This window comes from Planktothrix sp. FACHB-1365 (genome assembly GCF_014697575.1).
Lineage (GTDB): Bacteria > Cyanobacteriota > Cyanobacteriia > Cyanobacteriales > Microcoleaceae > Planktothrix.
Map to the genome: position 1 here is coordinate 58,527 of NZ_JACJSC010000022.1, position 22,505 is coordinate 81,031.

At 41.4% G+C, this 22,505-nt stretch carries 22 protein-coding genes; 7 read left to right on the top strand and 15 right to left on the bottom strand.

Features of this window, described 5'->3' with window-relative positions:
- Positions 1-48: 48 nt before the first annotated feature.
- Complete coding sequence (gene gyrA, locus H6G57_RS20270) at positions 49-2,682, bottom strand: DNA topoisomerase (ATP-hydrolyzing) subunit A (protein WP_190521780.1); 2,634 nt, start codon at positions 2,680-2,682, stop codon at positions 49-51.
- 180 nt (positions 2,683-2,862) lie between these two features.
- Between gyrA and H6G57_RS20275 the strand changes: the two genes are divergently transcribed.
- From H6G57_RS20275 to H6G57_RS20290, 4 genes are all read left to right on the top strand, one after another.
- Entirely contained in the window at positions 2,863-3,783 is a 921-nt protein-coding gene (locus tag H6G57_RS20275; RefSeq protein ID WP_190521782.1) for a histone deacetylase, read from the top strand.
- Positions 3,784-4,021: 238 nt separating this feature from the next.
- Positions 4,022-4,213 (top strand): hypothetical protein, encoded by a 192-nt coding sequence (locus H6G57_RS20280; RefSeq protein WP_190521784.1) that lies wholly within the window; start codon positions 4,022-4,024, stop codon positions 4,211-4,213.
- A gap of 145 nt (positions 4,214-4,358) precedes the next feature.
- Positions 4,359-5,066 (top strand): sirohydrochlorin chelatase, encoded by a 708-nt coding sequence (locus tag H6G57_RS20285; RefSeq protein ID WP_190521787.1) that lies wholly within the window; start codon positions 4,359-4,361, stop codon positions 5,064-5,066.
- Positions 5,067-5,227: 161 nt separating this feature from the next.
- Positions 5,228-5,935, top strand: a complete 708-nt coding sequence (locus H6G57_RS20290; protein WP_190521789.1) for a hypothetical protein — start codon at positions 5,228-5,230, stop codon at positions 5,933-5,935.
- A gap of 64 nt (positions 5,936-5,999) precedes the next feature.
- On the opposite strand, the gene H6G57_RS20295 is transcribed toward H6G57_RS20290, so the two are convergent.
- Complete coding sequence (locus H6G57_RS20295) at positions 6,000-6,668, bottom strand: Fe2+-dependent dioxygenase (RefSeq protein ID WP_190521791.1); 669 nt, start codon at positions 6,666-6,668, stop codon at positions 6,000-6,002.
- 169 nt (positions 6,669-6,837) lie between these two features.
- Between H6G57_RS20295 and H6G57_RS20300 the strand changes: the two genes are divergently transcribed.
- The gene (locus H6G57_RS20300; RefSeq protein ID WP_190521793.1) at positions 6,838-7,149 is read left to right on the top strand and encodes a hypothetical protein; all 312 of its coding nucleotides are present in this window, start codon (positions 6,838-6,840) and stop codon (positions 7,147-7,149) included.
- A gap of 48 nt (positions 7,150-7,197) precedes the next feature.
- Here the strand turns inward: H6G57_RS20300 and panB are convergent, their stop codons facing one another.
- The 3 genes from panB to H6G57_RS20315 all read right to left on the bottom strand — a co-directional run bounded on the left by panB (position 7,198) and on the right by H6G57_RS20315 (position 9,391).
- Entirely contained in the window at positions 7,198-7,983 is a 786-nt protein-coding gene (gene panB, locus H6G57_RS20305; protein WP_190521795.1) for a 3-methyl-2-oxobutanoate hydroxymethyltransferase, read from the bottom strand.
- 116 nt (positions 7,984-8,099) lie between these two features.
- Positions 8,100-8,948, bottom strand: coding sequence for a GNAT family N-acetyltransferase (locus H6G57_RS20310; protein WP_190521797.1), 849 nt, complete (start codon positions 8,946-8,948; stop codon positions 8,100-8,102).
- Between the two features lie 83 nt (positions 8,949-9,031).
- A complete protein-coding gene (locus H6G57_RS20315; RefSeq protein ID WP_190521800.1) occupies positions 9,032-9,391 on the bottom strand; it encodes a phage holin family protein in 360 nt (119 codons plus the stop codon).
- A gap of 168 nt (positions 9,392-9,559) precedes the next feature.
- On the opposite strand from H6G57_RS20315, the gene H6G57_RS20320 reads away from it, so the two are divergent.
- Positions 9,560-10,054 carry a pentapeptide repeat-containing protein gene (locus tag H6G57_RS20320; protein WP_190521801.1) on the top strand — a complete coding sequence of 165 codons (495 nt, stop codon included), beginning with the start codon at positions 9,560-9,562 and terminating at the stop codon, positions 10,052-10,054.
- A 265-nt stretch (positions 10,055-10,319) separates the two neighbouring features.
- Here H6G57_RS20320 and H6G57_RS20325 read toward each other — a convergent pair whose 3' ends face one another.
- From H6G57_RS20325 to H6G57_RS20370, 10 genes are all read right to left on the bottom strand, one after another.
- Positions 10,320-12,146, bottom strand: coding sequence for a histidine kinase dimerization/phospho-acceptor domain-containing protein (locus H6G57_RS20325; RefSeq protein WP_190521803.1), 1,827 nt, complete (start codon positions 12,144-12,146; stop codon positions 10,320-10,322).
- Between the two features lie 384 nt (positions 12,147-12,530).
- A complete protein-coding gene (gene metK / locus H6G57_RS20330) occupies positions 12,531-13,790 on the bottom strand; it encodes a methionine adenosyltransferase (RefSeq protein ID WP_190521806.1) in 1,260 nt (419 codons plus the stop codon).
- 286 nt (positions 13,791-14,076) lie between these two features.
- Positions 14,077-14,406 carry a hypothetical protein gene (locus tag H6G57_RS20335; protein ID WP_190521808.1) on the bottom strand — a complete coding sequence of 110 codons (330 nt, stop codon included), beginning with the start codon at positions 14,404-14,406 and terminating at the stop codon, positions 14,077-14,079.
- Positions 14,407-14,641: 235 nt separating this feature from the next.
- Positions 14,642-15,601 carry an orange carotenoid-binding protein gene (locus tag H6G57_RS20340; RefSeq protein ID WP_190521810.1) on the bottom strand — a complete coding sequence of 320 codons (960 nt, stop codon included), beginning with the start codon at positions 15,599-15,601 and terminating at the stop codon, positions 14,642-14,644.
- A 256-nt stretch (positions 15,602-15,857) separates the two neighbouring features.
- Positions 15,858-16,628: an HAD family hydrolase gene (locus tag H6G57_RS20345; RefSeq protein ID WP_190521811.1), complete on the bottom strand. Its 771-nt coding sequence runs from the start codon at positions 16,626-16,628 to the stop codon at positions 15,858-15,860.
- 85 nt (positions 16,629-16,713) lie between these two features.
- On the bottom strand, positions 16,714-17,760 hold the full coding sequence (locus H6G57_RS20350) for a 30S ribosomal protein S1 (RefSeq protein ID WP_072717213.1): 1,047 nt from the start codon (positions 17,758-17,760) through the stop codon (positions 16,714-16,716).
- A 635-nt stretch (positions 17,761-18,395) separates the two neighbouring features.
- Complete coding sequence (gene nrdR, locus H6G57_RS20355) at positions 18,396-18,953, bottom strand: transcriptional regulator NrdR (RefSeq protein WP_190521813.1); 558 nt, start codon at positions 18,951-18,953, stop codon at positions 18,396-18,398.
- A gap of 246 nt (positions 18,954-19,199) precedes the next feature.
- A complete protein-coding gene (locus H6G57_RS20360) occupies positions 19,200-19,295 on the bottom strand; it encodes a photosystem II reaction center protein T (protein WP_006619121.1) in 96 nt (31 codons plus the stop codon).
- A gap of 166 nt (positions 19,296-19,461) precedes the next feature.
- The gene (psbB, locus tag H6G57_RS20365; RefSeq protein ID WP_190521815.1) at positions 19,462-20,991 is read right to left on the bottom strand and encodes a photosystem II chlorophyll-binding protein CP47; all 1,530 of its coding nucleotides are present in this window, start codon (positions 20,989-20,991) and stop codon (positions 19,462-19,464) included.
- Positions 20,992-21,264: 273 nt separating this feature from the next.
- On the bottom strand, positions 21,265-21,591 hold the full coding sequence (locus tag H6G57_RS20370) for a hypothetical protein (protein ID WP_190521817.1): 327 nt from the start codon (positions 21,589-21,591) through the stop codon (positions 21,265-21,267).
- A 177-nt stretch (positions 21,592-21,768) separates the two neighbouring features.
- On the opposite strand from H6G57_RS20370, the gene H6G57_RS20375 reads away from it, so the two are divergent.
- Positions 21,769-22,440, top strand: a complete 672-nt coding sequence (locus H6G57_RS20375; protein WP_242049041.1) for a TIGR02281 family clan AA aspartic protease — start codon at positions 21,769-21,771, stop codon at positions 22,438-22,440.
- Positions 22,441-22,505: the final 65 nt, after the last annotated feature.

Genomic DNA, 22,505 nt, shown 5'->3' on the forward strand with positions numbered 1-22,505 from the left:
CCTTGTCTTTCTCGTGTTACCCACCCTACGATTAAAAATCAACCGGATTTATTCTTCTTCTCCCGATTCTTCTGAAGTTGATGAAGTTTCCGCATCTTCTCCAGAGGCTGGAACAATGGCAACCGCCGCAATTGAATCTTCTTCGTATAAGCGCTGAACTCGAACCCCGGTCGCACTTCGAGACTGAAGGGGAATGGCATTCACCACTTGACGAATAATAATTCCACGACTGCTAATTAACATTAACTCCTCAGTTTCATCCACAACTTTTAAGGCAACAACTTCATCTTTTTTAGCATGGGGTTTAAACTTGGTGGCAATAATGCCTTTCCCTGCCCGATTTTGTAAGCGGAATTGAGACACCGGAACCCGTTTTCCATAACCACTGGCGGTGATGACTAAAACGGATAATCCTTGAGCGGTTCCCTCCGTTACAACTTCAGTTTCAGTTTCATTTTCCTCGGTGGTTTCTGTGGCTATTACCATTAATTCTTCATCGGTTTCCGGTTCTTCACCTTCGGCTTCCGCCAGATTAGAAATAATCGCACTGGGCAAAATATCCATGCTAATTAAGGTATCATCTCCTTTCAATTTCATGGATTTAACGCCTCGGGTTGCCCGTCCTAACGGTCGCAATTGTTTATCATTGGCTTTAAAATGAATTGCCATACCATGACGGGAACCAATAATAATTCCATCTTCAACTTTTGCCCGTCTCACCCAGCGTAATTCATCCCCTTCTTCTAAGGAAATGGCAATTAAACCATTAGTCCGAATATTACTAAAGGCGGATAATTGGGTTTTCTTAATAAATCCTCCTTTGGTTAACATCACCAAGTATTCATCATCGCTAAATTCGCTAACGTGAACAATAGAGGTGATCCGTTCTTCCTTGGGAATGGGTAACATTTGAACGATGGGAACTCCTCGCGCGGTGCGGGAAGCAACGGGGATTTGATAGGCTTTGATACTATAAACAACACCCCGTTCACTAAAGAATAAGACAGTATCATGATCGCAACAGGTGATAAAGTGTTGAACTTCATCATCCTCTTTCATTTTGGTGCCTTGTTTACCTTTTGTGGCTCGACTTTGGGCGGCAAAAGTATTCACAGGCATTCGTTTCATATAACCTTGTTCTGTTAACAGAATTAAGGCTTTTTCATTGGCAATTAAATCGGTTTCATCTAACTCCCCTTCGGTATGTTCAATTATAGTCCGCCGAGGGGTATTGAACTTTTGTTTGAGTTCTAGGGCTTCCTGTTCAACAATTTCTAAGATTCGTTCCCTGCGCGCTAAAATATCGTACAAATCAGCAATTTTAATTTGCAGTTCTTGGTGCTCTTGGTCAATTTTTTGAGCTTCTAAAGCGGTTAACCGTCGCAATTGCATTTGTAAAATTGCATCGGCTTGTTGTTCAGATAATCCATAGTTGGTCATTAATTCTTGTTTGACGATGGGAATATCAGCCGCATGACGAATTAAGGCAATAATGGCATCTAAATTGTCTAAAGCAATTAATAACCCCTGTAAAAGATGATCTCGTTCTTGGGCTTTCCTGAGTTCATATTCCGTGCGTCTGCGAATCGTTTGTTCGCGGAATTGGAGGAATACTTCTAAGAAGCGTTTGAGGTTAAGAATTTCCGGGCGGCTATTGACTAACGCCAACATATTAGCCCCAAAATTGGTTTGTAAGGGCGTTTGTTTGTAGAGGTTATTGAGAACTACACGGGCATAAGCATCCCGTTTGAGTTCAATTACAATCCGCATTCCATCGCGATCGCTTTCATCCCGAATATCAGAAATTCCCTCTAATTTCTTATCATTTACCATTTCCGCAATCCGTTCAATCATCGCGGCTTTATTGGTTTGATAAGGCAATTGAGTAATAATAATCGCATCTCGATCGGGTCTTCCTTTATGTTCGATGGTTTCAATGGTGGCAACCCCACGCATGGTAATCGAACCCCGACCATCGGTATAGGCTTCTTTAATTCCCGATGTCCCTAAAATTTGCGCCCCCGTGGGAAAATCCGGCCCCGGAATATGACGCATTAATTCAGCAATGGTAATCTCAGGATTATGAATTAATGCTACTAAACCATCGACTAATTCCCCTAAATTGTGAGGGGGAATATTGGTTGCCATCCCAACCGCAATTCCTGACGATCCATTTAATAATAATTGGGGAATTCGTGCGGGTAAAACTAACGGTTCTTGTTGAGAACCATCGAAGTTATCGCCAAATTCAACGGTTTCTGCGTCAATATCTCGTAGGAGGGAATCAGTCGTTAAGGCTTGCAAACGACATTCGGTGTACCGCATGGCAGCCGGGGGATCGTTATCAACTGATCCGAAGTTCCCATGACCGTTAATTAACGGCGATCGCATGGAAAAATCCTGCGCCATCCGCACTAAGGCATCATAAACGGCGACATCCCCATGAGGGTGATATTTACCGAGTACCTCCCCCACCACACGGGCACATTTACGGAAGGGTCGATCAGGGGTTAAGCCCAGTTCGTTCATGGCGTATAAAATCCGTCGATGAACGGGTTTCAAACCATCCCGCGCATCTGGCAGTGCCCGCCCTACAATTACGCTCATGGCGTATTCGAGGTAGGATTGCTGCATTTCATTTCTCAGATCCGTCGGGATAATTCTCGACTCAGAGGTACTCATACCTTCAAAAACTCCATTACAATTTAAAATTAGTCACCTTTAACCGAAAATATTAGGAGAAATAAAATCATCTTCGGTATAGGCTCTAAAATCAGTGACTAATGCTTAAAATTATACCATAATTTGCCTTCTTCTTGGGGGTGAAATCTGGGATTAAAATTGACAATAAACTCTTGACAAATGCTAACAGTTATTTATTCTGACAAATTCCTCAACCATAAGACGGGATTATTCCATCCAGAACGGCCAGAACGGTTAACCGCGATTGTAAATGCCCTAAAATCGGTATCTTGGGCCGAGCAGTTAGACTGGAAAGAACCGACTCCGGTGATGGATCGCCAGCAACCCTTGATGAGGTTATTGGAAACGGTACATACCTCTTCCCATATTCAACGAGTTAAAGCGATCGCCGCTCAGGAGGGCGGTTATTTGGATGGAGATACCCCCATTTCGGCTGAAAGTTATGATGTGGCACTGTTGGCGGTGAGTGCCTGGTTGGATGGGGTGGATCAAGTCTTGACAACGGCACATCCGGCTTTTGTTTTAGCGCGTCCCCCCGGACATCACGCCGAAGCTGATCGAGGGATGGGATTTTGCTTATTTTCTAATGCAGCGATCGCCGCTTATTATGCCTTAGAACAACCGGGAATTGAGAAAGTCGCTATCTTAGATTGGGATGTCCATCATGGCAATGGAACTCAAGCGTTAGTGGAAGATGATCCTCGGATCGCTTACTGTTCGTTACATCAATCTCCCTGTTATCCGGGGACGGGATATCCAGAGGAACGTGGCTCTCACAATAATGTGCTGAATCTTCCTATGTCTCCGGGTAGTACCATTGAACTCTACAAACCCGCCTTTCAACATTATATCTTGCCCTTTTTACAACAGGTACAACCGGATTTACTAATTGTAAGTGCGGGATATGATGCCAACCAGGATGATCCCTTAGCCAGTATTTCTCTACAACCACAAGACTACGGACTGTTCACTGAATATTGTTTACAACTCACCTCTAAAATTATCTTTGGACTTGAAGGAGGCTATGATTTGCCCAGTTTATCTCAATCCGTTGTAGAAACCTTGGAAAAGTGCCTTTAAGTTATCAGTTATCAGTTATCAGTTATCAGTTATCAGTTATCAGTTATCAGGGGTTGGACGAGGCTGGATAGTTTGGCAACACAGTTGATCTAAATCACAAAACTTATCGCAGTTAATCACAAATTTACAAAGCTTTCAGTCACTTAATATTCAGAAGAAAAAGTTCATAATTAATTTAGACAAACAATGGACTTTGATCAACCTCTGAGTAACGTATCCCAAGAAAAGGTGATTTATGATGGCATATCGTCCAATACCCCTTGAAGAACTTTTTGGTCAAATTATGTTTTCGAGTGTCGTGACTCGCAGTGATCGTCAACACTTGCGTTCCGCCATTTTAGGTGAGAGTTTGACCGATGATGAAAAGGCGATTATTAACCGATTGCTGTACAATGTTCGTCGGGGGTGGGTGAAGCTAGTAGATCTGTAGTTGATCAGTACCCTGTTTTAATCAAAAATTTTCATCAATAGAGTTTCCGTTACCCAATTTTCCTTTTTATAGATAGATCCTGAAATTGAGCAATTTTCGATACAATATCAGTCGTTAACTTTACGTTCAGGATTAATCCCAACCCTTGCTATCTACATCTTTGCTAGTTGCTCACGGTAGCCGAGATCCTCGTCCCCAACAAGCTTTAAATCTATTGGCAAAACGCTTAGGGGAACGTTCAGGCTTTCCTAATGTTGGAACTGCAACCTTAGAATTAGCACTCCTTCCCCTCCATCAACAGATTCAAGAGTTTGCCCAGTTAAGTCAATCTTGGGGATATTCTCAAATCCAAATTTTACCGTTATTTCTCTCGTCAGGTGTTCATGTTAACGCCGATTTACCCGCAGAAATTGCGATCGCTCAGGAACAACTTGGATCAGAAATTCAACTCAATTTATTACCTTATTTTGGATCTAAAATTAATCGTTTAGCGGCTTTAATCGCCACAAAAATGGCAACGGTTGAGATTGAACATTGGATTTTAATCGCTCATGGTAGTCGCCATCCAGGGGGAAATCAACCCATTGAACAATTAGCAACTCAAATCAAGGCAATTCCCGCCTATTGGTCAGTTTCTTTGAATTTTGAAACTCAAATTAAAGCCTTAATTTTATCGGGAGTTCATCAAATTGGAATTATTTCTTATTTTATGTTTTCCGGTGGCATCAGTGATGCGATCGCCCAATCCCTTCAACCGTTTTCTCAAGAATACCCCACCGTTGAATTTTATTTAATTTCACCGTTAGAAATTGACGATAAGTTAGTTGATTTAATTGAAGATTTATTAAAATAATAAGTTGTAGATTAGGATAGAATATAGCAATCCGCACCTTGGAGATGGGGGTTATAATAATTTATTATTTATAACTAACATGAAACAGCCAGAAGTATTATCCCTGTTCCCTGTTCCCTGTTCCCTGTTCCCTGTTCCCTTAGAATTGCTATAGATTACCCATGAGTCAATTAACCTTGAAAGATTTTACTCCTGACCCCCAACGGTTAGCCGTCTTAGCAGAATGTATCGCTGACTATGGGATTGATGAGGGAAATAGTGAATGGACAAATAATATAATTTCTAAAAAAACCGTTGTTTATGGCAGTGGTGTGATTGCCAAACAAGGTGAAATTGTTGATCATAATGTTGACCCCAAAGAGTTAGAATTATGCCAACAATTAGCAGATCAAGTTTGCCAAATTATGGGAAATATTGATGTGGGGATGGGTTCAGAATCTTCTACCCCCTTTCAACCCTTTTATATTGTGGCTAATATTGATGATCCAATTCCCGAAAAAATAGATATCGAATTGATTCGTTCAAAATTTGCCGGGACAATTTTTCCCCCCGCAACAATAACCGTTGAACCTTTAGAAGAAGCAGGAATCTGGTGGTCAGAAGTCTTAGAAGATGCAGATGGAAGTGAAGAGGAAGAGTATTTACAACCTTGGCGAGAAATGATAGCTTGGTTTCAAACTCAAGATGCTTTTAAAGATACGGTATTTGTTCGCATTGGTGACTATAACGTATTCTATCAAGGTCAATATAATGAAGATGAATTTCCTGAAGATATTGGAGATCAGGGATGTGTTTTTCCCCGGTTTGCAGTGGGTTTAAGTCATCATGGCAGTTTAGCCGGAATCTTTGGGTTTACTGTTCAAACGTAATCAATGTAGTAAGCCCTTCAGGGCTTCCAGTGAGAGCAAATCAACAAACCCCTTAACCTTAAGTTTATTCTGCCCATCTTCTCAATAAATTCGTATAAGTTTTAGAAACCAAATCAAACTCAATAGTTTTCCCATCCTTCGCAAAAATAGAACGACGAGTGGTATCTAAATCAAATAAAATTTCTCGATTTGCAGGGTCACGAACTAAACTTTGAACCCATCCCACAATGGCTAATCTTACCCCTTGCGTAACAGGTTCAACTCGGTGTAACGTTGTAGACGGATAAACAATCATTGAACCCGCTTTCAATTTATAGCTACGTTCTTCATCACTATTTTCAATCACTAATTCTCCACCTGTGTAGGTTTCAGGATCACTTAAAAATAACGTAAACGAAACATCCACACGCCAAAATTCTTGATCTCCCATCAACGCATTATCCGTATGAGTTCCATAGGACATTCCATCTTCGTAGCGACTGGCTAAAACTGAGTGAACAATTTTCGGTAAAACGGCACTTTGAAACAACGCATTTTTTTTCAAAATCGACTGAATTTGTTCCCGCAAAGCTTGAGCTTCCGGCGTTTTCTGATCAAGCTGCTGATTGTTCTTAACCCGTTTGGCGTGCCAACCTGCGGTTGTTTTACCATCAACAAACGTCCCTTGAGTGAGACAATCAATAAAAAAATTTAATTCCTCTGATGTCAAAATATTATCAATCGAGAACAGCATAGGAGATAAAAGCGCAACATTAAATAACCGATAGCTGTTTGCACCTCTGTTTTTCGGCAAGTTTCTATAAAACCAGCTTGACAATGTGCAAATTTGTCAGCTTGACGGTATATTGAAAGACGGCTTAATCTTACCTTAAATTTTGTTGGTGTAGTCAAGGAGTGTCAAAATGCAATCCAAAACAATTCAGTTATTTCTCACAGTCGGTTTAGCTGCTACTTTAGGTGCTTGTGCCCCAGCTGCTCAAGAAGGGGGTACCCCAGCAACTTCACCCGCCCCAGAAGCGACTTCTAGCCCTGCCACTTCACCGAGCCCTGTCACTTCACCGAGCCCTGTCACTTCACCGAGCCCGGAAGCAACTTCTAGCCCGGAAGCAACTTCTAGTCCAGAAGCAACTTCTAGTCCAGAAGCAACTTCTAGTCCAGAAGCAACTTCTAGTCCAGAAGCATCTCCAGAAGGGGGCGAAGGGGGCGAAGGCTAAACCCTTTGGTGAGTAGAGATGTTTGAGAGAACGTCTCTACCCAAACGGTTAATGCCCAGGGGGAAAACTCCCCTCCCGCACTTCCGTACAGAACTCTTGAACGGCTTGGGTAATCGTTTGTTGTAAATTGGCGTATGTTTTGGCAAAGGGGGGTTGCCAGGACGATAATCCCAAAATATCCGAGGTGACTAATACTTGACCATCACAATTAGCCCCCGCCCCAATACCAATGGTGGGTATGGTTAATTGCTGGGTAATTTTTTGGGCTAAATCTGAAGGGATATGTTCTAACACAATTGTAAAGGCTCCGGCTTGCTCTAACGCGATCGCTTCTGAAAGAATGCGTTCTGCTGCATCGGAGGTTTTGCCTTGTTTGCGATAACCCCCAAATTGATGAACGGACTGGGGGGTTAAACCCACATGACCCATGACCGGAATTCCGACTTGGACTAACTGAGTGACTGTTTCTGTCATTGCTGGATATCCCCCCTCCAGTTTAACACCTTGAGCACCTGTTTCTTTGAGAATTCGTCCGGCTGAATGAATGGCTTGTTGAGGACTTTCTTGATAAGTTAAAAAGGGCAAATCAACAACTAATAAAGCTTGTTTCACGCCTCGTCGCACAGCTTTAGCATGATGAATAATTTCATCTAAGGTTAGGGGTAAAGTGGTGTCATATCCTAACCCAACCATTGCCAGAGAATCTCCCACTAAAATAATATCAACTCCGGCTTGATCGAGGAGTTGAGCGATCGCATATTCATAGGCTGTCAATACTGTAATGCGTCGTCCCTGCTGTTTCCATTGACTTAATTGTTGGGTTGTAACTGTCATAATCAGTTATCAGTTATCAGTTATCAGTAATTATATCAAGCATGACATAAATACAGTCGAATCAGACATCCGACCTTTTCTATTGTTTAAAATTTTAACTTTTATTCTTTTAAACCTTAACCTAATTCTAAACTGGTAACTGCAAAAATATTTATCCAATTGATATTGGGTTGCTCACCAGTATACATTCTAACACATTCAAACATGGATTGCATTTGATAACGTTTAACTAAAGAAATTCCTGGGTTATTAATATTGGGAACATCAATATAAATCGAATCTCCCTGAGCATAACAAGCTAAAGCCAGAAACAGCTTTTCTGCTATCTCTTCATTTTCAGCAAATAAAGGCCCAATTCTAAATCCATCTGTTGCTTTTCTAATCACTCCATAACCAACTAAATTCTCCTGATTTAAAATTCCATACCCTTGTCCATGAGGTTGATTAATCCATTTCTCAAGGAAATTAAGACGATCACCAGGAAAATATTGACGATCATAATTACACAGTTGAGCAAAATTAATCGTTTTTAAATCTACTAAATCATTAGCCATTGTTCCTGAAATTATCCCTTGATACCGCAGATGGGAATGAAACGGTTTAAAGCCAAATTTTTGATAAGTTTTAACTTGTTCCAAAACAGCATCTAACGCTGCATTTTGACCCGGAATTAACTTAAAAGCTTCCTGCCAAGTTTTCAAACCATATCCTTGTTGACGATATTCCGGTTTAACAATATAAAGACCAATAAAGTTAAAATTGCTATGATATCGGACAACAGAAATACAACTAATGGGTTGACCGTTTAATTCCCCAATTAAAAATTCACCGGGATCAGCACTATAAAAATTATCAACATCATCAATACCTGGATTCCATCCTTCAGAAGCTGCCCAACTTAAGGCTAATTTTAGATCATCCGGGGTCATTGAACGAACTCTGAAATAATCTTCTATTAGGGTCATTTTTTTCGACTCATTAAAATATTGATCCCCACCTTTCGCAGATAGGGCGCAGATTTACCGATTGATTTTTTGATAATTTAGGTTTAATCTAATTGATTATTAGACTTTCCTAAAATTTGATTGAATAAACTAGAAACTAAAGAAAGAACGATTGAACCAAATAATGCTGCCCAGAAGCTAGAAATTGAAAATCCGGGGGTGAAATAAGCAACTAACGAAATAGAAATAGCATTGACGACGAATAAAAATAAACCTAACGTTAGAATGGTTAAGGGAAGGGTAAAGATCGTAATAATGGGTTTAATAATGGCATTCACTAAAGCCATTACAACCACTCCAACGGCGGCAGCTTGCCAACTGCTAATGGTAAAACCCGGAACAATATAAGCCGTTATTCCAAGTGAAATTGCAGAGATTAGCCAAGTTAGAAAAAAATTTAGCATGGATGTTTCCTAGGAATAAAAATCCAAATGGGGGTGCTTTTGAGGAATTTGTGATCCTCAAGGAAACTTCTGAGGAATAGCTAATTTTACAAGGTAATGGCAAAATTAGGCATTTGAGAAGCTAATATAAGTATAAATCAGTTGATCCTAAAGTGGAGTAATCAATAGATGATTAGACTTTGGCAATCTATCATTTTAACGGTCGTTGTCGTGTTCTTGGCCTTACCCCTGCCCTCCTGGGCTGCAAAAAATCCATCCCATCTGTTTTTCAGTCATAGTTTATTACAAGGACGGGATTTTTCTAATCAGTCTTTACCTGCGGCTGAATTTGCGAATTCTAATATGGAGTTAGCTAAATTTGATCATTCCGATTTAGAAGGAGCTATTTTTAGTAAAGGGATTCTAACAAAAGCCAGCTTAAAACAAGCAAACTTAACCTATGCAATGTTAGACCAAGCTGATTTTACAGAAGCAGATTTAAGTGATGCTGTGTTAGTTGAAGCCTTATTTTTCGGGTCAACCTTTCATCATACAAAAATTATAGGGGCTGATTTTACTGATGCTTTATTAGATCGAGAACAGATTCGACAATTATGTCAGGTTGCCAGTGGCGTTAATCCCACAACAGGAGTTTCAACTCGTGAGTCTTTGGGATGCAGATAAATATGCAATTACTTTGGGAAATATTTCTGAGTGGGATGAGTAATCATGGGGTGATTTTTACTTCCACAACCTAGATTACACTTGTTGTTGATTATATCACAAATAGAGCTATCTATCTGAAACTTTAACTCTGTAAAAAATGCTTATTGAATTAAACTAATTGGGTAGCTTTAATTATCTGATAAGCCATTAATAATTGTGTTAAGGCAAGAAGATAGCTTTGTAGTATTTCTCCCGTTATTTCTACTAAAATTCCTATATTCTGTTAAAGATTACAAGTTTTTCCATTTTCTTCTCTATAATCTTCTGAATTGATTCCAGCAACCTGACTCTCAGGTGTAATTAAAGATTGTAAACTCGCCTTAAAAATACTTCCCTCACTCACTTGACTTTGAACTAATTTTAAATCGCCTCCCATCATTTTACAAAAATGGCGACTAATCGCTAAACCTAATCCTGTGCCCCCATATTTACTCGATGTTGAATTATCCCCTTGAATAAAAGCTTCAAAAACATATTTTTGCTGTTCTTCGGGAATCCCAATTCCTGAATCTTGAACACTAAAATTAATTTGATAATACGGTAAAGGATTATCGGATAAATCCTCGTTTTCAGAATTAAAATCCTTAGAGGAAGGAGTCAGAAGTTCACGAGTTACAGTTAATATAATTTCACCGTGCTGTGTAAATTTAGCCGCATTACTCAGTAAGTTTAATAAAATTTGTTTGACTTTGGTTGAATCCGCATGAATAATTGTTAAAGCCGGATCATAATTCAGCGTTAAAATATTTCCATTTTGACTAACTAAAGGTTTAACAGTTGCAACAACGCTTTCAATTAATTCTTTTAAATCAAAATTTTCTAAATGAAGTTCCATGCGTCCGGCTTCAATTTTAGATAAATCCAAAATATCATTAATTAATGATAATAAATGTTTTCCGGCGGTATTAATCATATCTAAATCACCAATAAATTCCTCATGACCTAAATCTTTCGCATCTTCACTCAGCATTTCGCTGTAGCCTAAAATAGCATTTAAAGGTGTTCTTAATTCATGACTCATATTGGCTAAAAATTGACTTTTAGCGATGTTAGCAGATTCAGCAGAATCTTTCGCTTGTTCTAACTGCTGAGTTTGTTGATCAACTTGTTCAATTAAGTAGTTGACCGAATGAGCTAAAGAATAGATTTCATGAATATTCGTCTGAAAAGGAACCCGAAGTTGATAATTAGACTCCTGTGCAACTTGTTCTGCCACTTGCTGGGTCACACTTAAGGGTTGAGTAATCGAACGGGTCGTTTTAATCGCTGTAATAATAGAAATTAAAACCGATAACAAAGCACTAATAATAATAATTAAATTTTCTAGCTTTCGAGCTTTTTTGATCACAAGTTCGCTCATATCTTCTTGAATCTGAGCTTTTTTTAACCAGTCTGTCAATTGATTATTCAGCGTTTCTAAGGTTTGAATGGTTTGTTGATTAGAGATAGAGTTAAAGGACTGATAAATCGCCTTGGTTTTAGAATCCGGGGATAAGGTCGGTAAAATAGATTTTAAAGTTTCAATCCTTTTAATATAGGTTTTTAAACTGTTTTTATAGGTTTTAAAGAAGGATTTTATTTCTAGGGGTGTAGCCACTGACCAACTGGGTTCTTGATCAATAAACTTTTCAATTTGCCCAACAAGCTGTTCTATTTCAGCTAGATTTTGATGGATATTTTTTTGATGATGATTCCAAGTTTTAGGGTTATCTGCTGAAGAGATTAAGTGATAACTCTGCAATTGGATCTTGAGAACCGTTGTATTAAAGTTACTGAATAATTGTGCTTGTTGATGAGCATCCGATAATTGATGATAAGTCTGTTTTTGGTAAACATCCGCCAGCAATAATCCTGTAATTGAACCCATAAAACCAATAGAAATGGCTAAAAAATAGCCATAACTAATCTTTTGATAAATAAACCAGCGATGCTCTGACGGGTTCTGGTGTCGAAAAGGATTATATTTATCGATATAACCCTTGAAAGAATGGGTTCTAACTCTGTGAGTACCTTGGTGTGTTGTAGTGGATTTTAAATCTTCAGATGGCATTAGCCTATACTCCTTTTCCCTCCCAGTTATGTTTGACTAAAGAATAGTTACCTGGTTCATCTTGTCAACCTCAATCCTTAAATTGTGACGTTTTAGAACATAATAGGGGTTGGTCAGAACACAATCTCCTTCCAGGGTATAACCCCCTAACTACAATTGTGACATGGCTGTGTTAGTGTTACTACTGATCAGAGAAATTAAATAAAAGATGTAAAAAACCCTTCAGTTGAACCTGAAGGGTTAGGAAGACAGCAAAGTCAAGAATTTCAATCGAGTTCTAAATCCGTGAAGGTTGATCTGATCACAAAGAGATCTCTATTTTTTTGCCAACTTAACAATCACTATCTGAACGATTCACTTCAGTCGAAAAGAATACAGCCGTAACTAACCGACCACAGCAGTCGTTTGCAGTAAGGCTTCTTTGAGTAACTGTGCTTTATCCGTCTTCTCCCAAGGTAAATCTAAGTCTGTTCGACCTAAATGACCATAGGCGGCCACATCTTGGAAGAAACGACCGCCACGTTCTGCGGGTAATTTTTGTAAATTAAACGCTTGAATCATTCCCGCCGGACGCAATTCAAAGTTCGCTTGTACAACTTCCAACAGTTTGTTTTCATCCACCTTCGCAGTTCCAAAGGTTTCAATAAACACGCTGACGGGTCGAGCTACCCCAATAGCATAGCTTAATTGCACTTCACACTTCTCTGCTAATCCCGCCGCCACAATATTTTTAGCCACATAACGGCAAGCATAAGCCGCACTGCGGTCTACTTTGGTGGGATCTTTACCCGAAAATGCACCGCCACCATGACGGGAATAGCCCCCGTATGTATCCACAATAATTTTGCGACCGGTTAAACCAGAGTCCCCTTGAGGGCCGCCAATCACAAATTTACCCGTTGGGTTGACTAAAAAGCGAGTTTGGTTATCGGGTTTAATCGCAATATCATCAAATACGGGTTGGACAACCGCTAACCACAAATCTTCTTTAATTTTGTTTTGTACTTCAGCCTCATCGGTAATCTCCCCAATGGTGGCTGTATGTTGGGTGGAGATTAAAATCGTATCAATACCAACGGGACGATCATCTTCATACAGGACAGTGACTTGGGTTTTACCATCGGGACGTAAATAAGGCAATTTGCCATTTTTCCGCACCGTTGCCAATTGTCGAGCAATTCGATGAGCTAAACTAATCGGTAATGGCATTAGTTCTGGGGTTTCATTACAAGCGAAACCAAACATAATGCCTTGATCTCCGGCTCCGATCGCATCGAGTTGTTCATCACTTAACAGTTCTCTCGCTTCTTGAGCTTGGTTTACCCCTTGGGCAATATCAGGAGATTGTTTATCTAAGGCAATCAGAACAGAGCAGCTATCGGCTGAAAAACCATTGTTGGCATCAACATAACCGATCTCCGCAATTTTTTTTCGAGCTACATCAATATAGTTGATATGGGCAGTCGTCGTAATTTCACCCGTAATCAGCACTAAGCCAGTATTGACCACTACTTCAGCAGCAACGCGGCTTTTAGGATCATGGGCTAATAAGGCATCTAAAATCGTATCGGAAATTTGATCGCAGATTTTATCGGGATGACCTTCAGTAACGGATTCAGAAGTAAACAGGTAACGGCGAGACAATAATCTATTCCTCCTTATCTTCGAGTGAGATTGATTCAGTAGAACCGGATTGAAATTACACTACTACAGCATCATCTCTTAATTCTCATTTTCACCGATCAGACGGATTATATTATAGAAAGTTGCGACGATCAGCAATTATACAGGGGTTATTCCCAATTTAACGAAAATTATGGGTTTAAAGCCCCGCCCTTTAGCCGAGTGGAGGGCGGATTTGGTAGCCAGATTGTCAATGTAAAAACTCAAATTGTTTTAACAATCCCCGTCGCGATATTCGCGGAGAGTATCAAATACGGGCAATAGCTGCTATCTTAGTCAGCTTATTTGTGTTGAGTCCATCTAGTTCATTAAGATGTAGCCAACCCTCTTTAACCAAACTGGCAAAAATAAAAATTAGTCCTGAATATTCATAATCATATTTGCCATCTATATTGTGTCTTCTAGCACTTAAAAAGTCATGCAAACGCCAGATATCATCAATTTCTACAATCGCACTTGATTGTTTACGAACTTCGTCTATCAAAGCCTTTATTTCTCGTTTATAAGCTGTATCAAAGGCGGCTTTAGCTACTTTTTTTTCTGCCTCAGACCATTCAATCTCATTTACTTGCATCATTACTAAAGTCAAAAGGTTTATTAATCAGAACTTACACAACCATAATTAGGGTTATGTTTGTTAAATCGCACCAACAGGGAAAATAAAAACTATTTATTATCTTCCCCTTTAAACCACAAGTTAAAATATACTATTTATTAAAAAATAGACCCTAAAAAACCCACACAATCAGGGTTTTGTCTGGGTGGCAACGGGTTTAAACCCGTTGCTATATTAAATTAGATTCGTTTATTAATTAACGAACTAAATTTAACAACTCTTTAGGTGATGCTAACAAGTCAATTGCCACAAAGAAAATTTTATTTTCAGGACTTAGCAAAAATCTCCAAGCCATATTCATGCCCACACCAGCACCAAACCAAGGAGTTTGCACTTTACCAGTTACTTTGATTTGGGTATAACCACCCTCTGCGGGTTCTGTTACGCCTCGCTCTGGAATCAACTTGAGATTATTACACTCTTCTCGGAAAAATCGAAAAACAGCATCTTTCCCCACAATGGGTTTCTGAAAAGGAGGTTGAAGCGCGCCATCGGGGGTGAATAACTCAATCAGCACCTCAAAGTCGTTGGCGTTCATGTTATTCATGTAGTTGAGAACCGTGGGATTATCAACGCCTTCGATAGTAACTTGAGTCCGTTGTGCCATATCTTTAGGAACAACCACAGGTTCAGAAACTCTCTGAAAACTATCAAGCTTACTTGTATCAAATCCCATGTCAACAACGCAATTGCGTAAAACAGTGATTTGTTGACCTGATTCTAGTGCTTGAATTGCTTGCAGTACAGAAGCTGCATTAGCTGATAGCTTATATCCTGATGGAATTGGAGCAACAATTCCTTGAGCCATCCATTCCCCAAGCTGATACCAAAAACCTAGCTTAATGTTGGCAGTCCAACTACCGTAAGCTCGTGAAATGGGTGTATCGGTTCGGTTTGCCAAATCACACATGACCTGTGTTTGTTCTTGGAAAGACATTTGCCGAATTTGATTCATCGTTCCTTGAGCAAACTCCATATTAGCCGCGCCTAAAGCAGCAACGGTAATCGTTTTACCCATTTCAAGGTAAGCAAACCAGATTAATGCCAGTTGATCTTCAGCATTCAGTTGATTGAAGCGGGCGATTGTAGCTGGTACTACGTCAGCAGTTAAAGTATTTGGAAAAATCCCACGGGCTGAATCGACTGTAAATGGCATAAAGTAAATTCCAGACTAAAATTTGGACAAAAACCAATCCTGAGTTTCAAAGCAGGGGATGAACTTTAACAGAGCATGATCTTAAACTTGCTCATGTTTTGACTATAGCACACAAATCTTAAAGAAAGTACAAAAATCTTTACATAAATTTTCACACAACATTACGATCTTTGCGAAAAGTATCGGCAAAATTAGGGTTAGATCCTAGTCGAGTGGGTAGAGGCGTTTTGATATCGCCGTTAAAAGTCAAATTGTTTTAAGAATCCCCGAAAGATACTCTTGGGAGTGTCAAGCTCTTAATTTTCAATTGATCCCAATGGGAGATCACCACCGTCGCCCCATTTAGGTGTTTAGGGTGGGATTGGTTCCAACAAACCCCCACACAACCCGCAGCCCCAGCCCCGATCGCCATATCAATATCTCCTTGAGCATCCCCCACCATTAAAGTCACAGAAGGATGCACTCCCAGGGCTTGACAGGCATTCAGGAATAAAATCGGATCGGGTTTTGTTGGACCGTCATCGACCCCCATTTGTAATTGAATATAGGGTTCGAGTTGATGGTGTGTCACAAAACGTTGGACTTGTGAAGTCGGAGCCGCCGAAAGAATCCCCACCTTTACCCCCGCATCGGATAGGGATTTGAGAATGTCTAAACCCCCAACAAACAAAGGAGAAGGGGGAGTAGATTTGAGATAATAATCCGCATCTTCAAAAGCACGACGGGCAATCGTTAAAGACTCTAACCACCCTCGTCCCGTTTCTGCAACATAGGCAGCCGCTGCAATTTCATTTTCTCGTCGGCTTCCCACCGCCATCAATCCAGTAGGGTCAAGGCTATCTCCCTGAACCCCAAAAGCCATCAATAGAGGTTCCCCAATCCCTGGAATTTGAGCATCAATTAAACGCGATCGCTTTTGGGCTAAATTCCTCAAGAAATCCGTAGAATCCTCTAAGGTTCCATCTTTATCGAAGATAACGGCTGCGATATTAGAAAAAGTAACCGTCTGAACTTGAAGAGTAACCAACCTTAAAAACTCCAAAAAAAATAGGGAAAAAGGAAGAGGGAACAGAAAAAAATCTATTCCCTCTTCCTTTTTGTTCCGTTGAAACTTATACTCCCTCGGCAACAGGTTCAACGTCTTCTTCGATGGCTTCTGGAATGTCATCGTCAATGGCCGATGGGATTTCATCATCAATGGCAGATGGAATATCTGCTTCATCCAGTTCTGCGGGAACTTCAATCGAGACAGTTCCTTGTTGAGCCGCCAAGAGTTTTTCCCGGAATTTGGCTGCCATTTCTTCAGCTTTCTCATACACAAGCTGAGGATTTTTAACCATTGCTCCCGGTTCGGGTTCCAGTTGTTTTGTTGAAAGGGAAATCCGGCCGCGATCTGCATCTAAGTCAATAATCATGACTTTGACTTCATCATTGACGTTAAAGACGCTATGAGGGGTGTCAATGTGATCGTGAGAAATTTCTGAGATGTGGAGCAGACCACTCACGCCACCAATGTCAATAAACGCCCCGTAAGGTTTAATTCCTCTAACGGTTCCTGTCACCACTTCACCCACTTCTAAGCGGTTCATCTTCCGCTCAACTAAAGCCCGACGATGGCTTAGAACGAGGCGATTGCGATCCTCATCAACCTCTAGAAATTTTAAGGGTAATTCTTCAGCAACGAGTTCTTCTTTGGGTTTGCGTGTACTAATATGGGAGCCTGGAATAAAGCCCCGCAATCCTTCAATGCGAACTAAAGCGCCGCCTCGGTTTGTGGCAAAGACTTGAGAACGGACGGTAGCATCTTCCGCTTGCAGTTGGCGGACGCGCTCCCAGGCCCGCATATACTCAATGCGACGAATGGAAAGAGTTAATTGCCCATCTTCGTTTTCATCGGTCAGAATGAAAAACTCGCGGGTTTCATTGGACTGTAATACTTCATCAGGACTTTCCACCCGATTAATTGACATTTCTTGTAGTGGAATGTATGCTGCGGTCTTAGCACCAATATCAATCAGAGCACCCCTTGGCTCTAGACTAAAAACTGTCCCCGCCACTACGTCACCGGGACTAAAGTGATAGTCGTATTTATCGAGTAAGGCGGCAAAATCTTCGTGGGTGAAGCCCACATCTTTTGGTTTTGTTTTCTGATTGATCATGCGAGTTGTGTCCTAAAGTTGCTCCTATTAAATGGTTGTCTTTGCAGTTAAGAGAGGTTTTTGATCCTGGCTGATCAGCCAATTTCTAGGCGATCAAAACTGCTGACTTGACACCCGAAGCCTCTGGACTATCTGCTAAAAACAGATAAACCGAGTATTACTGCGTCAAGTCTAGTAGCTCCTATAGAATTAAGGTCATCAACTTGAATATACAGCCTAAACCTTTACCCTGGGGTTTCAGGTAAGCTGTGTTGATGCCTAGGGGAACAGTTGACATCCTCCACTGCCTAAAGGCGAGTGGATTCTTCGCGACACCACAAGGGTCGCTGAATGGGGTTGACGCTTCATCGATTACAGCCTAAGTGTTTAGGTCTTACGCAATCTCCACGTCCGTTTGGCATCCCTCCGAATGCCCTCCGGCGACTTAAGTTTAACCTCGTTCACTAAGTTAAACTTTTTTGTTTAATTTGGTAAATGGAGTTAACTTAAATAGTATAACTGTTCAGAGCATATCTATTATGCCATAACTGATCGATTTTGGGTCAGGGCTTGCCCAAAGTTTTATCGGGTTGGGGGTAGAGTTCAAGATTAATTGGGGTAAATTAAAAATTATAACTCTGCTATTGAGATGGAACTCAGGAGGCAGAACACAAAGAAGGGGAGGTTTCAAGCGGTGAACTTTCCTGTGGGGAAGTCGGATCTTCCTGGGTTGAAGTGGGTTCATTCCCGTTTTGAGGCTCAGTATCACTCTGAAAGTGATTCAACGCTTCGGCAAAATCTCGAATCCCTTGAAATTGTCGATAAACGGAAGCAAACCGCACATAGGCAACTTCACTTAAAGATTTGAGTCGTTGCAAAACTAATTCTCCAATTTCCTGAGTGGGAAATTCCCGTTGGGAACGTTGTTGCAGTTCCGCTTCAATTTCATCAATAATTGATTCTAAATCTAAAGCAGAAAGTCCTGTTTTTTCACAAGCTCGAACCATTCCCCGCAGTAATTTAGAGCGATCAAAGGATTCCCGTTTCCCATCCCGCTTCATCACCGTAATGGGAACAAATTCAATCCGTTCATAAGTCGTAAACCGATGCTGACACTGGAGACATTCCCGTCGTCGCCGAATGCTTTTACCCGATTCAGCCGAACGCGACTCCAGTACGCGACTATTGGTATACTGGCAAACTGGACACTGCATGATTAACGTCCTTTGAGCATAGAGTTCACCGAACAGAAGTTTTCTGATCAGTGAGTACAAAGCACGGGGGTAACGTTTGAACAGTCCAATACTCAGCAATGAGAACTTAAGGTTTTAGTTCAACGGGTGAATTGGCTCCCAGAAATAAATCCAAGCCTTTCTGGGTTGGCGACAGTACAGAACGTTCAATTACCCCAAACCCTCATCACTCAGTATTGGAGCGGAAAAAGAGTCTCTTATTGCCAGTTACTTCCCGATCCGAGGGGGTTCCCGGAATGCAATTGCAAAAAAGAGAACTCCTAATGCCAAGGTCAAAACTAAGATGTAAGCAACACTTTCCATGTTAATGTTTCCTAAACTTATTGTTTTCTAACAGTCTACCATTGAGCGATTAAGGAAGATGGAATCCGTCTAAATAAAGAGAGAGTCGGAAACTTTATGAACAAAGCTCCAACTCTCTAAAAATTAGGTTGACCAACAGACCGCAAAAGCCTGAACTAGGTGTATCCTAGACAGTTTTCTTAACGCGAGTCGTTTTGTCACCCACTTTCTGGAACAGACCCCATTCCACTTGTTCTTCGAGATCGGCTTCCACCCCAGCGAACACATCGCGGAAGATCGTCCGAGAACCGTGCCAAATATGGCCAAAGAAGAACAATAATGCAAAGCAAGCGTGGGCGTAGGTGAACCAGCCACGGGTGCTAGTGCGGAACACCCCGTCAGATCCCAAGGTTTCGCGATCAAACTCGAAGGGTTCCCCTTGTTGGGCTAAACGGGCGTATTTTTTAACGGTTGGGGCATCTTTAAAGGTTTTGCCATCTAATTCACCACCATAGAAACTGACCGTCACTCCAGCTTGCTCAAAGCTGTAGCGAGACTCAGCCCGACGGAAGGGAATATCAGCGCGAACCACACCGTCTTTATCCGTGAGGACTACTGGGAAGGTTTCAAAGAAGTTAGGAAGACGGCGAACTGATAATTCCCGTCCTTCAGAATCTTTGAATACCGGATGGCCTAACCAAGCTTTAGCAATGCCATCGCCGTTGTTCATCGGGCCAACCCGGAATAAACCGCCTTTAGCTGGGCTGTTGCCCACATAGTCATAGAAGGCGAGTTTTTCAGGAATTTTTTCCCAAGCTTGGGCATAGCTATCCCCACGGGCAACACTGGTTTGTACCCGGCGTTGAATTTCCTGTTGGAAGTAACCACTATCCCATTGATAGCGAGTCGGGCCAAACAGTTCGATGGGGGTGGCCGCAGAACCGTACCACATGGTTCCTGCTACAACGAAAGCTGAGAAGAACACCGCAGCAATACTGCTGGATAACACCGTTTCAATGTTCCCCATCCGCAGAGCTTTGTATAACCGTTGCGGCGGACGGACAGAGAGGTGGAACAGACCCGCAATAATGCCAACAACACCGGCGGCAATATGGTGAGCCACAATACCTCCCGCATTGAACGGGTTAAATCCTTCTGGCCCCCAAGCGGGTGCAACGGGTTGCACACTTCCGGTGATGCCATAGGGATCAGATACCCACATTCCAGGGCCAAATAAGCCCGTTAGGTGGAAGGCTCCAAAACCAAAGCAAAGCAGACCTGATAAGAACAGGTGAATGCCAAACATTTTAGGCAAATCTAAGGCAGGTTCGCCTGTTCGGGGATCGGTAAATAGCTCAAGATCCCAGAAAACCCAGTGCCAAACGGCAGCCAGGAAGAGTAAACCAGACAGAATGATATGAGTGGCAGCCACCCCTTCAAAAGACCAAATACCAGGGTTGGTAACGGCTTCTCCGGTGAGACTCCAACCGCCCCAGGATTGAGTTACCCCTAAGCGGGCCATGAAGGGCATGACAAACATCCCTTGACGCCACATCGGGTTGAGGACGGGATCAGAAGGATCATAAATTGCGAGTTCATAAAGGGCCATAGATCCAGCCCAACCTGCCACCAAAGCGGTGTGCATCAGGTGTACAGAGATCAATCGTCCTGGGTCATTCAGAACAACTGTATGTACACGATACCAGGGTAGTCCCATTGACTACGCTCCTCCTAGTTGATAATGGTCTACTTTTTTATAACTTTGCTATGAATACGCCCGAACTGATCGTCCCTCAATTGAAAAGTCATCAATTTCGGTTAGATCATTAACGGGATCTCCACGAACATGAAGCTTATCTTAAAGAAGTGTATCGATTGTTAGAACCAAATGCAATAGTTTTGACACTCTCACCGACAAGCTTCGCTGTGTCGGGAGATTGTTGGGAGATTCTTGGGCTGAACACTGACTCCCCACGACTCAACCGTGAGATTACAGACTATTGTTCATTTGACATTCTGTGGAAGCACTTGCCAAGCGTTCTAGGACTTGATCGGCTGTAATTAAGCGAGTCAGAACAACTTGACCAATGGTGCTAGAGGGGTTGTTAATTGGGGTAATATCGGGTTTGACTTCTAACATCAAAACAGCATCTTCAACCCGATACAGCCACATCTTTTCCTGTTGAGTTTGATTCCAAATACAGAGGTTCATTTTTTGAATTTCGGGTGGACGGCGACGTAGGCTTTGATCCCACAGACCTCCTACTCCCCAGACTCGTCCTACTGTCCATCCATCGGTTAAAAAAAAGTATTTCACGACTGCCTTAAACAAACTGACTTTAGATCTGCTGTTTACGATAGCGCGAAAGGTTGACATACTCCCCATTTAAGATAGAACACAGAACATAGCTAAAGGTAATCTTTAGATCGGGAAAATTGACGCTGACTAAGATCTCTGTAACGATTAAAGCTAACGCTTGACTATCAGTAAAATATGAATACTTCCCCGTCTTTAGTCCGGTTATATCCCTTATCGGCTTTTGTAACTATGTCGCTGTCTTATCTAAACGTTTTGGCTGAACAAGCCCAAAGACAGGGTTTATCTCGGTTAATCCCTCTGTTTTCGATTTTATTATCAACGACAGGCTTAATCTTGACCGATCCTCTGGGTTCTAGTGCCCAAGAACAGCCTGGTTGTTTTCTAAAAACAAAAACCGGACAGGTAATATTTTTAGATCAAGTTTGTATTTTTCCACAAACTGATGCAAAAACAGCTATTTCTCCCCTGGCAACACCCGGTATTTATCAAGCTAAAATTATTAGAAGAGATGGAGGAATTCCGGTCATCCAAGTCATCTTTAATGATCGACAACCTTTTGAAATGATGGTTGATACCGGAGCTAGTGGAACAGTCATTACTCCACTGATGGCAGAACTTTTAGGCGTCATTCCCTCCGGTCGAGGTAAAGCAGATACACCCAGTCAAAAGGGTGTGGAATTTGATTTGGGTGCGATCCAAAAACTGGAGGTAGCTGGGGCTATTAAAAATAATCTCACCGTTGCGATCGCTCCGACTTTAGATGTGGGTTTACTGGGTCAAGATTTCTTTGGAGAATATGATGTTACGATTAAAGCAGATATTGTTGAATTTCGAGCTAGGCAATAAAAGAATAAATAACTGCTTCGTGAATTAAGGTTCTGAGATTGTCATCAAACACCTACCAGACCGAA